Annotated in this window: 15 protein-coding genes; 9 read left to right on the forward strand and 6 right to left on the reverse strand. The window is 65.8% G+C overall.

The window, feature by feature from the left end:
- Positions 1 to 169: 169 nt before the first annotated feature.
- Positions 170 to 2,122: a threonine--tRNA ligase gene (gene thrS / locus GRS80_RS11010; RefSeq protein WP_160047585.1), complete on the reverse strand. Its 1,953-nt coding sequence runs from the start codon at positions 2,120 to 2,122 to the stop codon at positions 170 to 172.
- Positions 2,123 to 2,398: 276 nt separating this feature from the next.
- Between thrS and GRS80_RS11015 the strand changes: the two genes are divergently transcribed.
- Positions 2,399 to 3,109, forward strand: coding sequence for an HAD family hydrolase (locus GRS80_RS11015; RefSeq protein WP_160047586.1), 711 nt, complete (start codon positions 2,399 to 2,401; stop codon positions 3,107 to 3,109).
- Positions 3,106 to 3,747, forward strand: a complete 642-nt coding sequence (locus GRS80_RS11020) for a class II aldolase/adducin family protein (RefSeq protein WP_160047587.1) — start codon at positions 3,106 to 3,108, stop codon at positions 3,745 to 3,747. The genes GRS80_RS11015 and GRS80_RS11020 overlap by 4 nt, the downstream gene beginning before the upstream one ends.
- 21 nt (positions 3,748 to 3,768) lie before the next feature.
- On the opposite strand, the gene pyrE is transcribed toward GRS80_RS11020, so the two are convergent.
- On the reverse strand, positions 3,769 to 4,299 hold the full coding sequence (pyrE, locus tag GRS80_RS11025) for an orotate phosphoribosyltransferase (protein ID WP_160047588.1): 531 nt from the start codon (positions 4,297 to 4,299) through the stop codon (positions 3,769 to 3,771).
- 104 nt (positions 4,300 to 4,403) lie between these two features.
- On the opposite strand from pyrE, the gene GRS80_RS11030 reads away from it, so the two are divergent.
- Both GRS80_RS11030 and GRS80_RS11035 read left to right on the forward strand, forming a co-directional pair.
- Complete coding sequence (locus tag GRS80_RS11030) at positions 4,404 to 5,399, forward strand: alpha/beta hydrolase (RefSeq protein WP_160047589.1); 996 nt, start codon at positions 4,404 to 4,406, stop codon at positions 5,397 to 5,399.
- Between the two features lie 81 nt (positions 5,400 to 5,480).
- Entirely contained in the window at positions 5,481 to 5,759 is a 279-nt protein-coding gene (locus tag GRS80_RS11035) for a DUF5808 domain-containing protein (protein WP_160047590.1), read from the forward strand.
- 108 nt (positions 5,760 to 5,867) lie between these two features.
- Here GRS80_RS11035 and GRS80_RS11040 read toward each other — a convergent pair whose 3' ends face one another.
- On the reverse strand, positions 5,868 to 7,535 hold the full coding sequence (locus GRS80_RS11040) for an NADH-quinone oxidoreductase subunit D (RefSeq protein WP_160047591.1): 1,668 nt from the start codon (positions 7,533 to 7,535) through the stop codon (positions 5,868 to 5,870).
- Positions 7,536 to 7,620: 85 nt separating this feature from the next.
- Here GRS80_RS11040 and GRS80_RS11045 point away from each other — a divergent pair, with 85 nt between their 5' ends.
- From GRS80_RS11045 to arsM, 5 genes are all read left to right on the forward strand, one after another.
- Positions 7,621 to 8,271 carry a helix-turn-helix domain-containing protein gene (locus GRS80_RS11045; protein WP_160047592.1) on the forward strand — a complete coding sequence of 217 codons (651 nt, stop codon included), beginning with the start codon at positions 7,621 to 7,623 and terminating at the stop codon, positions 8,269 to 8,271.
- A 41-nt stretch (positions 8,272 to 8,312) separates the two neighbouring features.
- Positions 8,313 to 9,176: a hypothetical protein gene (locus tag GRS80_RS11050; RefSeq protein WP_160047593.1), complete on the forward strand. Its 864-nt coding sequence runs from the start codon at positions 8,313 to 8,315 to the stop codon at positions 9,174 to 9,176.
- A gap of 131 nt (positions 9,177 to 9,307) precedes the next feature.
- Positions 9,308 to 9,856 (forward strand): XTP/dITP diphosphatase, encoded by a 549-nt coding sequence (locus tag GRS80_RS11055; protein ID WP_160047594.1) that lies wholly within the window; start codon positions 9,308 to 9,310, stop codon positions 9,854 to 9,856.
- A gap of 220 nt (positions 9,857 to 10,076) precedes the next feature.
- Positions 10,077 to 10,463 (forward strand): metalloregulator ArsR/SmtB family transcription factor, encoded by a 387-nt coding sequence (locus GRS80_RS11060; RefSeq protein WP_160047595.1) that lies wholly within the window; start codon positions 10,077 to 10,079, stop codon positions 10,461 to 10,463.
- 18 nt (positions 10,464 to 10,481) lie between these two features.
- Positions 10,482 to 11,300 (forward strand): arsenite methyltransferase, encoded by an 819-nt coding sequence (arsM, locus tag GRS80_RS11065; RefSeq protein WP_160047596.1) that lies wholly within the window; start codon positions 10,482 to 10,484, stop codon positions 11,298 to 11,300.
- A 32-nt stretch (positions 11,301 to 11,332) separates the two neighbouring features.
- On the opposite strand, the gene GRS80_RS11070 is transcribed toward arsM, so the two are convergent.
- From GRS80_RS11070 to GRS80_RS11080, 3 genes are all read right to left on the reverse strand, one after another.
- On the reverse strand, positions 11,333 to 11,806 hold the full coding sequence (locus GRS80_RS11070) for a hypothetical protein (RefSeq protein ID WP_160047597.1): 474 nt from the start codon (positions 11,804 to 11,806) through the stop codon (positions 11,333 to 11,335).
- Positions 11,799 to 11,978, reverse strand: coding sequence for a hypothetical protein (locus GRS80_RS11075; protein ID WP_160047598.1), 180 nt, complete (start codon positions 11,976 to 11,978; stop codon positions 11,799 to 11,801). The genes GRS80_RS11070 and GRS80_RS11075 overlap by 8 nt, the downstream gene beginning before the upstream one ends.
- Before the next feature lie 81 nt (positions 11,979 to 12,059).
- Positions 12,060 to 13,163, reverse strand: coding sequence for a putative sulfate/molybdate transporter (locus tag GRS80_RS11080; protein ID WP_160047599.1), 1,104 nt, complete (start codon positions 13,161 to 13,163; stop codon positions 12,060 to 12,062).
- Positions 13,164 to 13,235 lie beyond the last annotated feature (72 nt).

Genomic DNA, 13,235 nt, shown 5'->3' on the forward strand with positions numbered 1-13,235 from the left:
GGTACCAACGGCTACGCACTGGACGAGCAAAACAGTTCACGATACCAACGTGTTCTCGGTCGCGAACTCGATTCCGGGACGGTGTGATCGCGGGCGGAGGACACCCGAATTCACCGAGAGGCGTACTGCGATACGAAATCGGCAGCTCGAGGGCCTGGTAGCCGAGACGCTACTGCAGGAAGTCCGGCTCGGTCCGTTTCTCGTCGCGTTCGGCCTCGAGGTGGGCCTCGAACGCGTCGATCTCGACGTCGTACTCCTGGTCTTCGAATCGGTCACGCACCGAGATATTTCCAGCTTCTTCCTCGTTGTCGCCGACGATGATCTGGTAGGGGACCCGATCGTCGTGGGCCGCACGGATCTTGCGCTCGAGCGTGGAGTCGCGGTCGTCGACTTCGACGCGGAATTCGTCGAACCGGTCGGCGATCTCGTAGGCGTACTCGAGGTTCGCATCCGAGATAGGGAGGACGCGAACCTGCTCGGGTGCGAGCCACAGCGGGAAGTTCCCCTCGTAGTGCTCGATGAGCATCATGAAGAAGCGCTCGTAGGAGCCGTACAGCGCCCGGTGGATCATCACGGGGCGGTGTTCCTCGTTGTCTTCGCCCACGTAAGAGAGGTCGAACCGCTCGGGCATGTTGAAGTCGAGTTGGACGGTCGGGCCGTCCCAGCTTCGGCCGATGGCGTCCTCGAACGCGAAGTCGATCTTCGGGCCGTAGAATGCGCCGTCGCCCTCCTCGAGATCGTACTCGAGGTCGCGTTTCTCGAGGACCGACTCGAGTTGCGACTCGGCCTGTTCCCAGATCTCATCCGAGCCGACCGACTTCTCGGGCCGGGTCGCAAGCGCCATCTCGTACTCCAGGTCGAACGTCTCGAGGACGTCGACGATCATGTCCATGATGGCTTCGACTTCCGCCTCGATACCTTCCGGACTGACGAACAGGTGTCCGTCGTCGATGGTAAACGCCCAGACCCGCGAAAGTCCCGAGAGTTCGCCGCGCTGTTCTTTCCGATACACCTTGCCGTTCTCGGCGTACCGGATGGGGAGATCCCGGTAGCTCCAGGACTGGTCCTGGAAGATGGCGGCGTGGCCGGGGCAGTTCATCGGCTTGAGGCCGAACTCGTCGTCGCCGACGTCGAAGATGAACATGTCGTCCTCGTAGTTCTCGTAGTGGCCCGACCGGTGCCAGAGATCCGTCTTGAAGACGTGGGGCGTCTCGACGTAGTCGTAGCCCGCATCCTCGTTTAAGTCTTCGACGAACCCCTCCAGTTCTTTGAGGACGGTCTTGCCCGGCGGGTGGTAGAGAGGGAGGCCGGGACCAGTGACGTCCTGGATCGAGAACAGGTTCATCTCGTTGCCGATTCGGCGATGGTCGCGTTCCTGGGCCTCCTGACGGCGCTCGAGGTACTCCTCGAGGGCAGACTCGTCTTCGAACGCGGTGCCGTAGATCCGGGTCTGCATCGTGTTCTCCTCGTCGCCGCGCCAGTAGGCGCCCGCGATCTCGAGGAGGTCGACCGCACCGATCTCGCCCGTCGAGTCGACGTGGGGGCCGGCACAGAGGTCCTCCCACTCGCCCTGCCTGTAGAACGAGACCTGCTCGTTCTCGTCGGCGAACTCGGAGAGCAGTTCGAGTTTGTACGGCTCGTCCGCGAGGCGGTCTTCGGCCTCCTCGATCGAGACGTCCTCGCGTTCGATCTCGTAGTCGGCCTCGACGATCTCCTCGATCTCGGTCTCGAGTTCCGCGAGGTCGGCCTCGTCGATATCGAGGTTGTCGAAGTCGTAGTAGAAGCCGTCGTCGGTCGGCGGCCCGATCGCGAGGTCGACGTCGTCGTAGTGGCGTTCGACCGCTTGTGCGAGACAGTGCGAGGCGGAGTGGCGCATCACCCGCAGATACTCCTCGGAGCCGTCGGTGACGATCTCGAGTTCGACGCCGTCGGAGACGGGTGCTTCTTTGGCGACCAGTTCGCCGTCGAGTTTCCCGGCGACCGTGTCCCGACCGAGACCGGGCCCGATCTCGTAGGCGCAGTCTTCGACCGTGGCGTCCTCGGGGACCTCGAGTTCGGATCCGTCGGGGAGGACGACCGCTATCGACTCGGCTGACTCCGGTTCTGATTCGGATTCTGACATGGATGTGAGGGTTCCGGTGGGTTGTCCGCGACCGGGTTCGTCGCCCGGACCGTCCGCTGATCGTCGTCGGAGTTCGAGTTCGACACAGCGCACGGTAGGTGTGAGTTAAAAGCGGGCTGACGCCCCTGTAAAGCGGACACCTACCATCGTAGCTACGGATAAACTCGTTCGGGATAAAAGCGTTGTGATGGTCGACCACTCCACCGACTCGAACGGGCGTCGCCCTGGGGCAAACGACCGGTACTCGTTTTGCGTCTCGGTGAACACGAGACACGTATGACCGTAACGACCGTGTTGCTCGACCTCGACGACACGCTCTACCCGTACCAGCCGTGTAAGACGGCAGGAATGGAGGCGGCACTCGAGGAGGGTCGCGACCTGGGCTACGACCTCGACCGAACCGAGTTCGAGGCGTTCTACCAGTCCGGCCGACGCGAGGTGAAACGCGAACTCTCGGGAACTGCCGCGACCCACGAGCGCTTTCTCTACTTCAAGCGTGCGCTCGAGGAACACACCGGCGAACCGCGAGCTGGCGACGCCCTGGCGCTCGGGGAGGCGTTCTGGCAGGCCTACCTCGAGGAGATGCAACTCTTTCCGGGCGTCGAGGAGACCCTGACGACACTCGGCGAGACGGGGGTCGACGTCGCCGTCGTGACGAACCTCACGACGCGCATCCAGCTCGCGAAGGTCGAACGGCTGGGCCTCGAGGCCCAGATCGATCTGCTTCTCACCTCCGAGGAGACCGGCCGGGAGAAGCCCGGATCAGTCATGTTCACGCTCCCGCTGGCTCGCCTCGAGCGGACGCCGTCGGAGGCGGTGATGGTCGGTGACAACGTCGACGCGGATATCGTCGGGGGCAACGCAGCCGGGATCGAAACGGTGCTGTTCGATCCCGACGGCGACTGGGCTGACGAGCGCCTCGAGGGACGCCGGAACCCCGACCACAGAATAGATGCGTTCGGGCAGCTAACGGAGCTGGTACGATGATCCTCGAGTCCCAGCGGCGGGCCGTCGTCGACGGTGCGCCCGACCTCGCCGCGCTGACGCCGGGCCGGACCGGCAACCTGAGCGTTCGCGACGGCCGCGACGGCGACGCGTTCGCGATCACCCCGACCGGCGTCCCCTACGACGGGTTCGACGCCGCAGACGTGCCGGTCGTCGGCCTCGACGGCGACCAGCGCGACGGGGAGATGGTCCCGAGCAGCGAGGTGCCGATGCACACCTCGATCTACCGGCGCGAGGACGTCGGCGCGATCGTTCACACCCACTCGCCGTGGTCGACAGCGATGGCGGTCGCACGCGAGCCACTGCCGCCGGTCCACTACATGATCGTCGCCGTCGGAAAACGGGTTCCCGTCGCCGAGTACGCACCCTACGGCACCGACGAACTGGCCGAAAACATCGTTCGCGCGATGGACGAGGCCGACGCGACGGCGTCGTTCATCGAGAATCACGGCCTCGTCGTCACCGCACCCGACCTCGAGACCGCCGTAGAGAACACCCACCACGTCGAAAGTCTCGCGCGACTCTACCTTCAGACGCGGGCGGCTGGGCTCGAGCCGACGACGCTGTCGGACGACCAGTTGGAGACGGTCCTCGAGAAGTTCGAGTTGTACGGACAGTAACGCGTTCGTCGCTGGGAACGTCTATTCGTCCCGGTCAGCGAGCAACTCGCTCGCGGTCACGAGCGCCTCCATCTCGACTCCGGTCTCCTCGACTGCCTCTCGGCCGCCTTCCTCGCGGTCGGCGACGACCAGCGCGCGCTCGACCGTCGCGCCGGCGTCGCGAAGCGCCTCGATCGCGTCGACGAGGCTCTTTCCCGTCGTGACGACGTCCTCGAGGACGACGACTTCCTCGCCCTCCTCGAGTCGCCCCTCGATCAGGTTGCCGGTGCCGTGATCCTTGCGCTGTTTGCGCGCGATGACGTAGGGGACGCCCGCCTCGACGCTGGTCGCCGCCGCGAGGGGGACGCCGCCGAGGGCGACGGCGCCCAGCGTGTCGTCTTCCTCGAGGTGGTCGGCGAACGCCTCCGCGACCGCCTCGAGAGAGCGCGGATCCGTCTCGAAGAGGTACTTGTCGATGTAGTACTCGCTGGTGCCGCCGGAGGAGAGTTCGAACTCGCCGAACGACACCGCATCCGCTGCTCGGAGCGCGTCGATGAGATCCTGGTTGGCCATCGCTCGAAGGGCCGCTCCGAACCGAAATAAGTGGTGTGAAACGGATCGGCGGGAGCAGTCCGGGTGACGACCTTTTTGCGCGACGGCGAAGAACGACTGAGGGTATGACGACACGCGCCGACGAACTCCACCCCGACGTTCGGGAGTTCCTCGAGCGGTACGAATCGATCGACGCCCCGCCTCTGTCCGAACTCGCGCCCGCCGACGCCCGTCGGATGATAGAGCAGTTCCGAGCACCCGCGGAGCCGACGGTCGATCTGCCGACCGAAGACCGGACGGTCGACGGCCCAAACGGCGAGATCCCGATTCGGATCTACGAGCCCGAAACCGACGATCACCACGAGCCCAACAGAACTGAGGATGGGACGAGCGACGCGACTGGCAGACCCGTCGTCCTCTACGTTCACGGCGGCGGTTGGGTGATCGGCAGCCTCGAGACCCACGACGGAACCTGCCGGAAACTCGCCGCCGACTCGGGGTATCCAGTCGTCAGCGTCGACTACCGCCTCGCCCCGGAACACCCGTTTCCGGCGGGATTGCTGGACTGTTATGCGACACTCGAGTGGCTCGCCGAGGCCGCACCCGACTTCGGTGGCGATCCCGACCGGATCGTCCTCGCGGGCGACAGCGCTGGCGGCAACCTGGCGGCCGCGACGGCGCTACTCGCCCGCGATCGCGGCGGGCCCGAGGCAGCCTACCAGCTGTTGATCTACCCCAGCACTGGCGACCTCGAGTCGACCGATTCCGACGAAGGAAACGCCGAGGGGCACTTCTTGACAACCGACGACATACAGTGGTTCAGCGATCACTACTTCGAGTGCGAGATCGATCGCGGGAACGTCTACGCGGCCCCCCGCCGCGCGGCGGACCTCTCCAGACTCCCGCCTGCGACGGTCGTCACGGCCGGCTTCGATCCGCTCCGGGACGACGGCGCCGCCTACGCCGACCGACTCGAGGCTGCCGGCGTTCCCGTCACGTATCGGAACTACGACGACGTGATCCACGGCTTCTTCAGTATGGTCTCGGAGCCGGCGAACTTCGAGCGAGCCCACGAAGCCTACGACGACGTGATCGGAGATCTACGGACGGCACTCGAGTGACGCGAGGACACCGTCTCTCGAGTGACTCGCAAAACGAACCGTGACCCAATACTCATATCAGGTGAGGACGTACGTCCGGCCATGGCAGACAAGCCGACCTCCGGAGAGATCCTCGGAGTACCGTACAACTTCGACCGACCGAGCCTGAGCCGTCTGATCTCGGCGTACTGGCAGCCCGGCGAGGGGATGCTCGTCGAGAAGCCCTTCGGCGTCGGCTACTCCCTGAACCTCGCGAACTGGCGCTCGTGGGTCGTCGTCGCCGTCGCGGGTGCACTCCTCTGGCAGCAAGAACAGAGTTCATCGACGAGTACGGACGAGAGCGAGGACGAACCGGTCGAGGTCATCGTCGACGACGACTGATCTGACGGGCGGTCCCAACCGACTGATCGAGTCGCGATCCGTGCTGTAGGTTTTCGAACCCACGTCCAGTCATTCGTACGGACGGTTGGAAGACGACCAGTAACGCCATCATCGGTCGACTTCGCCCATGATACAGTCGAGACTGCCGATCGCCGCGATGAGGTCGGGGAGGTACTCGCCGCGAACGATCTCGGGGAGGACGGAGAGGTTCGAAAAGGACGGGCTCCGAATTTTGAACCGGGCGGGCGTCTCCGTTCCATCGGCGCGGACGTAGATCCCGAGTTCGCCTTTCGCCCCTTCGACGGCGCGGTAGATCTCCGCGTCGGGATCGGGTTTCAGGGTCCGCGGGACGTTCGACTGGATCTCGCGGTCGCCTTCGGGCCACTCCTCGAGGACGTCGAGACACTGCTCGACGATCTTCGCCGACTCCTCGAGTTCGCCCATCCGGACGAGCAGGCGCGCGTAGTTGTCGCCTGCGGACTCGGTGACGACGTCCCACTCGAGTCGGTCGTAGTAGCCGTAGGGATCGTCCCGTCGGAGGTCGTAGTCGATCCCCGAACCCCGGGCGACCGGTCCGGTACAGCCGTACTGTTTGGCGACGTCGGGCTCGAGAACGCCGGTGTCGACGCAGCGGGCCTGGAATATCTCGTTTGTCACCACCAGGTCGTGGTACTCGTCGATCTTGGCCGGGAGATCCTCGAGGAGGTCCCGGACCCCCTCGAGAAACTCCTCGCGGGGTTCGGGCAGATCCCAGGCGACGCCGCCCAGTCGGAGGTAGTTAAACATCATCCGCTGGCCGGTCAGCTCCTCGAGACAGTCGAGGACGAGTTCCCGGTCGCGAAAGGCGTACTGGAAGGTGGCGGTGAACTCGCCGTGGACGTCGAGCGCGTAGGTGCCGAGCGCGATGAAGTGGGCGGCCATCCGGGAGAGTTCCGCGCCCATGGTGCGGATCACCTGCGCGTACTCGGGAACCTCGAGGTCGGCGAGGTCCTCGGCGACGCGGGCGTAGGCCCACTCGTTCAGCAATCCGGAAGAGACCCAGTCCCAGCGGTCGGGGTAGGGCATGATCTGGTGGCGGTAGGTGCTCTGTTGACACATCTGCTCCTCACAGCGGTGCATGTAGCCGATGTCTGGGTCGGCGTCGACGACGGTCTCGCCGTCCAGCACCACCTTGACGTGCATGACGCCGTGGGTCGCCGGGTGGTGTGGTCCGACGTTCAAAAAGAGCGTCTCCGGTTCGGATCCGTCTTCCCCGGCTACGGTCGGGGAGTCGTGTTCGGAGAGCGTGACGATCTGGGGCGTTTCCCGATCGTACTCGAGCGCCAACGGGTGACCCTGCCAGGTCTCTGGCAGGAGAATGCGTCGCAAGTCGGGGTGGCCGTCGTACGCGATACCCACGAGGTCGTACGCCTCGCGTTCGTGCCAGTTCGCCGTCTCGAAAACCGGTGTCACAGACTGGCTCACGGGATCGTCGATCGGCGTCGGCACGACGACGCTCACCTCCCGAGTAGGATCGGCGTACGACCGGAGGTGGTAGATCGTCTCGTACCGGTCCTCGTATTGCTGGGCGGTGACGCAGGCACAGTGGTCGAAGCCGGCCTCGTCGCGGAGATCGGCCAGTGCCGCCATAACCTCGTCGGGCCGGATCACGAACGCGGGTGCGTTCAGGTGATCGTCCCGGTCGAGTGCGTACGCCTCGAGGACGGATTCGGCCGCGGTAGACGATTCGGTAGCTGAAGACGACGCGCCCGTTTCGAGTCCCGACTGCGAAGACATCCCGTTCCTCTCTCGAGACCGATACCGGGAATTCATTCTGCGTCACTCACGAGGGCATTTATACCGGGCGTTCGAACCACGATCGATGAAGTCAGTTCGGTTGACACTCCAGCACGGTCCGGAGAACGTCCACCCGATGCACCGGTTCGTCGCGGAGCACGACGGGTTCGACCGCTACCGCATGGTCGCCTCGAACTTCGCCCACGAGGGACACAACGCCTTCATCTTCCACGTCGTCGGCGACAGGGACGCCTACCGGAACCGACTCGAGGCGCTCGGTGGATTCATCTCGGTCGACGTCACGGCCGGCGACGGCGACGCCTTTTACGTCTACGTCCGCGAGGAGCCCGGGGAACTCAGCGAGCAGTTGATCGCGGCGTTCTCCCGCGAGAGTCTGGTTCCGATCCCGCCTCTCGAGTACCGGATGGACTGGTCGGTCCGGTTCGGGCTGGTCGGCGAACCCGACGACATTCGAGCGGCGCTCGAGGCTGTCCCCGACGGGATCGAGACGACGGTCGAGCGCGTCGGCGAGTACCGCGGTGGCGACCACGCGGTCGAGACGCTGACCGAGCGCCAGCGGGAGGCCCTGCGCGTCGCCCGAGACCGAGGCTACTTCGCAGTGCCGCGGGAGGCGAGCGTCGAGGAGGTCGCCGACGAACTCGGCTGTGCGCCGGGGACGGCCGCCGAACACCTCCGGAAGGCACAGCAGCGGGTCGTCAGCCGGCTCGATCTGTAAAGACAACAGCAGTTATTGGGGACGGCTCTCTACTCGAGCGTATGCGCCCTCCGAGGCGTGAGCGCCTCGCTCTCGCCGCCGCCGCGGTTCGCCGGTCCCCGCTTTTCGGAGCGACAGTCGGCGGGCTCGCCCTCCCGGCCGCGGCGACGGCGTACTTCGTCGCGACGGGGTACGGTCTCGAGGGGATCGTCCCACCCGGGGCCCTCGGCGCGTTGCTCGTCGCCCTCGGCGCGTTGCTCGGCGGGGCAGCCATCATGGGATACCCGGCAACCGTCGGCCTGTCGTTGGTCGCCCTCGTCGTGCTCGGCCCGTTGTGGTTCGTTCCGGTGGATCTGCCACCGTCTGACCCCTCCGCGGAAGCGGCGACCGGTCCGGTGCTTTCGGTGACGATCCTCGCGATCTACCTCTTCGCAGGAGAGTACGCGGTTCGAAATCGACGGTCAGTGATCGCGTCGCTCACGCCGCGGACTGTCGCCGTCGGACTGACTGCCGGTGCGGTTCACACGCTCGCCAGCCTGTGGGCCAGCGCGTCCGTTCGCCAGGAGCCGGTTCTCGAGGGGGTCGTGCCGACCCACCCACTCGAGGCAGTCGCGCTCGTCTACGTCGGGGCAGGTCTCGTCCTCCTCGGCGCTGCTCCCGCCGTCGCGCTGTACCGACTCCGGCTCGTGACGCCGACGGTCGCGCTCGTGGCGTCGTTCTCGTGGACGTATCGGACGGCCTGGGACTCCCTCGCGGTCCACCGAGAAACGGGCGGGGCCGCGGCCAGCATTTCGCCGGAGGCCGACACGTTGTACACTCTCCTGTGGATGGTTCCGCTCGCGGTCGTCCTCGCGGTTGGGTTCCTCGAGTACGCGCTTCGATCGATCGTCCTCGACCGCCGACGGCTCACGTCCCGGGAGGGGTGATACGGAACGCTGTTCCGGTGTGACCGCAGAACGGGTCGCGGTCGCCCCGCAACTGACTGACGGCAGACCGTATGACAGAGCGCCGGCGCGCAACCGACGACTATATTCGCCCGGAGCGCGCCGCCTCGCACATGTCCGTACGGTTCGTCACCGGAAACGAGGGGAAAGTCAGGGAGGCCCGCGAGTATCTCGAGGGTATCACGGCCGTCAACCAGGTCGAGTACGACTACACGGAGATCCAGAGCGACTCGCTCGAGGAGATCGCCGCCCGCGGCGCGCGGGAAGCCTACGAGGGGGTAGACGAGGGGGAACCGGTTCTCGTCGGCGACGCCGGGCTATTCGTCGACGCGCTCGACGGCTTTCCGGGGCCGTACTCGGCGTACGTCGAGGAGACGGTCGGCGTCGAACGGCTCTGGCGGCTCGTCAGCGAGGAAGAGAACAGGCGGGCACGGTTCCGAACGGTGCTCGCATTCGCGGACGCAGAGCAGACGGAGACGTTCGAGGGCTCGGTCGCCGGCACGATCGTCGCCCCCCGCGGAGAGGGTGGGTTCGGCTACGATCCGATCTTCGAGTACAACGGCCAGACGTTGGCCGAGATGAGCACCAAGGAGAAAAACGCGATCTCCCACCGGGGGCGGGCGCTCTCGACGTTCGCCGAGTGGTACGCCGACCAGCACTGACGTATCGACTATTCCCAATCTGTTGTGCAGTAGTTCGAAGATATCGTCTCCCGACAGGACGTCCAGACGTGCAATCGTCCCGCCTCGTGGCCAAACTCTATTCAAACCGAGCTCTGATCGAGGCCAAATCCTGGCCAGAGGTCGGAACCTGGTTTCAACGGAAACGGTTATATCGAAGAACATCGTTTTTGCTGTCGACGTCAAATCGAGAATTCACAATATGAGCCACGGACCAGATACGCTCGAGCAGGCCTGTCGAGCGCTCGAGGACCTGTACGAAGACGACGATCCGATCGACGATCTCGAAGCCCGGCGACCGGACCACGGCGCGGTCGTGACGCAGGCGACCGTCTTCGGCGCACTGGCGAACGAACACCGCGTTCAACTCCTCGAGGCGCTCCGAGAGGGAGAGCTCTGTGGCTGCGAACTGCAGGTCGTTCTCGAGGCCCCACAGTCGACGGTCGCGAGTCACCTCCGGACGCTGCGCGAGGCGGGGCTGGTGAAGAGCCGAAAAAAAGGCCGGTGGACGTACTACCGGATCGCCGACACGGCCGTCTTCGAACTGCTTGACGTCGCCGAGGCCGTCGACGTCCCGCTCGAGAAGTAACCGATACGACCAGAACCGATGACCGACTCATCCACGACCGACGACGAGACCGACCGGAGTACCGACGGAGAGACCACCCAACCGACGAACCGACGTAGTCACGTCCGCGAGGAGTACGGGGAGATCGCCGCGACGACCGACGGCTGCTGTGGATCGTCCGCGGCCGACGCGACGAACGAGCCGGAACCGACGGCGGCCGACGATCGCGCCCGCTCGATCGGGTACGAGGCGGACGACCTCGAGACCGCCCCCGAGGGCGCGAACCTCGGGTTGGGCTGTGGCAACCCGGTGGCGATCTCGCGACTCGAGGCCGGGGAGACGGTGCTCGATCTCGGATCCGGCGGCGGGTTCGACTGTTTTCTGGCCGCGCGTGAGGTGGGCCCCGAGGGCCGGGTGATCGGGGTCGACATGACGCCGGAAATGATCGACAGGGCACGAGAGAACGCCCGCGAAAGCGAGTTCGAGAACGTCGAGTTCCGCCTCGGCGAGATCGAACACCTGCCGGTCGCCGACGGCACCGTCGATACAATCATCTCGAACTGCGTTCTGAACCTTTCACCGGAAAAACCACGAGTGCTCGCGGAGGCGTTTCGCGTCCTCGACGCCGGCGGATCGCTCTCGGTTTCGGATCTCGTCGCGACCGCGCCGTTACCCCAGGAGGTCCGGGAGGACCCGGACGCGATCGCCGACTGCGTCGGGGACGCAGCGCAGATCGAGTCACTCGAAACGTGGCTCGAGGACGCGGGATTCGTCGACGTCTCGATCGTGACGGAAGACGACTGGAGCGAAGCGTTGCCGGTCGTCTCGGCCCGAATCGAGGCCAGAAAGCCAGCGTAGGCTGGGTGGCCGGCGAACGGGTCGACGAGTGGTTACACACGCGGATCGCAGTCGGGGCCCGGATACTCGCCGTCCTCGACCGCCTCGTAGAGACTCTCGGGATCGAACAGTCGCGCGAACGCGTCCGGCGGACGGGCGCTAACCGACACTCTGGGTTGTATCGTGAGACCGACTTTCGCCGACGTGAGCCGGTCGTCGTACGTGAGGAGATGCGCGGCACCTCCCTGGTAGGCCGACGCCAGCGCTGGATGGTCCTCCGGCGGATGCTCGACGAGAACGCGTTCGTCCTCGAGTCGCGTTCGGTGGTCCGCCGCGAGTTCAGCGTCGCCGAGTTCGGCGACGAGCCGTTCGGTCTCCTCGAGTAACGGATCGCTCGCGACGAGGTCGACCCACGAGTGACGACGGACGTGGTCGAGGGCGTCTCGAGCGTCTCCATCGACGAAGAGGTCGGCGGCGAGGACGGCGGGATCGGCGACGACGCGCGCGGGGTTCGGGGAGTCAGCCATCGTCACCCTCCTCCGGTGTGTCGCCACGGGTTGCCGTCGAACCGTCACCAGCCGCCGTCGAATCGTCGCTCGCTCGCTGTCTCTCGAGGCCGTCGTACGTGCTCCGAACGTGGTCGTCATCGACGTCGTACGCCCCAGCACGGTCGAACAGATCGCCCCAGCTCGCGGTCATCGATCGAGGTTGGTGCTCGAGGGCCAAAGAACGACTGGCTTCGACCGGCGACCTCGTTTCTCCGGCTACGAGTGTCACCGATTACGTCTCACGTGAGAGCAACCAGAACGCGACGGCGCCGAGAACGAACGCGACGCCGACGTTGACGGCGAGTCCGACCGCACCGACGCCGGCCACGACCGCGAGCGACCGGCGTCCCGAGACTGGCTCGAGCGCCGCCCGCGCCAGTTCGACGGCGACGACGACGAGCAAGGCGCCGAGGACGGCCATCGGGAACGCCGCGAGCACCGCCCCGGCGGCGACCAGCGCGAGCGCGAGGTAGCCGACGCCAAGCAGGACGTTCGCGCCACCGGTTCGCGCGCCGAAAGCGTGCTTACCGGCTAATCCGCCGCTCCCGTGGCACATCGGGATCCCCCCGATCGGCACCGCAGCGAGGCAGGTCACGCCCATACTCTTCGAGAGCGAATCAGCCGAGACCTCCCGGTCGTAGAGATCACCACAGAGGAGCGCGGTCGCGATCGCCGCGTTGCCGAGTGTCATCCCCAGCTGAGCGACCGTCCCCTCGAGGGCCGCAGTCGATAGCGTCGGCGTTCCGGCGGGAAACAGCGCGGCTGCCGGGAGTCGCGGCGTCGGCACACCGGCCGTCACGAGCGCCGCGAGCCCGCCCAGCGCGAGCACGATCAGGATGCTCACGCTTCGGTAGCCAGCGACGGCGAAGAGACCGACGACGGCGAGCCCGGCCACCGCGACGGGAACGTTACCCGCGGAGAGTCCGACCGCCGCCTCGAGCAACAGCAAGGCGACCGCGAACTGGACGCCTCGGACGACGGGTTCGCCGACGACTCGCTGGAGGTGTCCGACGAGGCCGAGCGATCCGATCGCGAGCAAGACGGCCCCGGCGAGCAACCCCGCCGCGGCGAGTTCGGGGTACGAGAGCGATCCCACGATGGCGAGGCCGACCAACGCCTTCATCGGCTCGATCGAGAGGGGCATCCGGTAGTACAGCCCCCAGACGATCTGGAAGATGCCGAAGCCGACCAGGACGTGTGGAAGCGAGACAGACGTCGTCGCCGCGAGCGCGACGAGCAGCGGGAGGACAGTAACCGAATCCCCTAGCGCACCCGTGAGTTCCGAGCTCGAAAACTCGAGGCCCGAATCGACGGATCTGCCGATCGAGTACGCCATCGACAGTGGATTTAACGAGTAACTGTTTCACTGTTTCGGGTAACCAAAAGTAGTATCTCTGCCCGGCCGACG

It is taken from the genome of Natrialba sp. INN-245 (assembly GCF_009807105.1).
In the GTDB taxonomy this organism is placed as follows: domain Archaea; phylum Halobacteriota; class Halobacteria; order Halobacteriales; family Natrialbaceae; genus Natrarchaeobius; species Natrarchaeobius swarupiae.

Excerpts from the sequence above, each read along its gene's own strand:
- GRS80_RS11020 (WP_160047587.1), top strand. The coding sequence starts at position 3,106 with ATGATCCTCGAGTCCCAGCGGCGGGCCGTCGTCGACGGTGCGCCCGAC.
- arsM (WP_160047596.1), top strand. The coding sequence starts at position 10,482 with ATGACCGACTCATCCACGACCGACGACGAGACCGACCGGAGTACCGAC.
- pyrE (WP_160047588.1), bottom strand. The coding sequence starts at position 4,299 with ATGGCCAACCAGGATCTCATCGACGCGCTCCGAGCAGCGGATGCGGTG.
- GRS80_RS11015 (WP_160047586.1), top strand. The coding sequence starts at position 2,399 with ATGACCGTAACGACCGTGTTGCTCGACCTCGACGACACGCTCTACCCG.
- GRS80_RS11075 (WP_160047598.1), bottom strand. The coding sequence starts at position 11,978 with ATGACCGCGAGCTGGGGCGATCTGTTCGACCGTGCTGGGGCGTACGAC.
- GRS80_RS11030 (WP_160047589.1), top strand. The coding sequence starts at position 4,404 with ATGACGACACGCGCCGACGAACTCCACCCCGACGTTCGGGAGTTCCTC.
- GRS80_RS11080 (WP_160047599.1), bottom strand. The coding sequence starts at position 13,163 with ATGGCGTACTCGATCGGCAGATCCGTCGATTCGGGCCTCGAGTTTTCG.
- GRS80_RS11060 (WP_160047595.1), top strand. The coding sequence starts at position 10,077 with ATGAGCCACGGACCAGATACGCTCGAGCAGGCCTGTCGAGCGCTCGAG.
- thrS (WP_160047585.1), bottom strand. The coding sequence starts at position 2,122 with ATGTCAGAATCCGAATCAGAACCGGAGTCAGCCGAGTCGATAGCGGTC.
- GRS80_RS11035 (WP_160047590.1), top strand. The coding sequence starts at position 5,481 with ATGGCAGACAAGCCGACCTCCGGAGAGATCCTCGGAGTACCGTACAAC.
- GRS80_RS11070 (WP_160047597.1), bottom strand. The coding sequence starts at position 11,806 with ATGGCTGACTCCCCGAACCCCGCGCGCGTCGTCGCCGATCCCGCCGTC.
- GRS80_RS11050 (WP_160047593.1), top strand. The coding sequence starts at position 8,313 with ATGCGCCCTCCGAGGCGTGAGCGCCTCGCTCTCGCCGCCGCCGCGGTT.
- GRS80_RS11055 (WP_160047594.1), top strand. The coding sequence starts at position 9,308 with ATGTCCGTACGGTTCGTCACCGGAAACGAGGGGAAAGTCAGGGAGGCC.
- GRS80_RS11040 (WP_160047591.1), bottom strand. The coding sequence starts at position 7,535 with ATGTCTTCGCAGTCGGGACTCGAAACGGGCGCGTCGTCTTCAGCTACC.
- GRS80_RS11045 (WP_160047592.1), top strand. The coding sequence starts at position 7,621 with ATGAAGTCAGTTCGGTTGACACTCCAGCACGGTCCGGAGAACGTCCAC.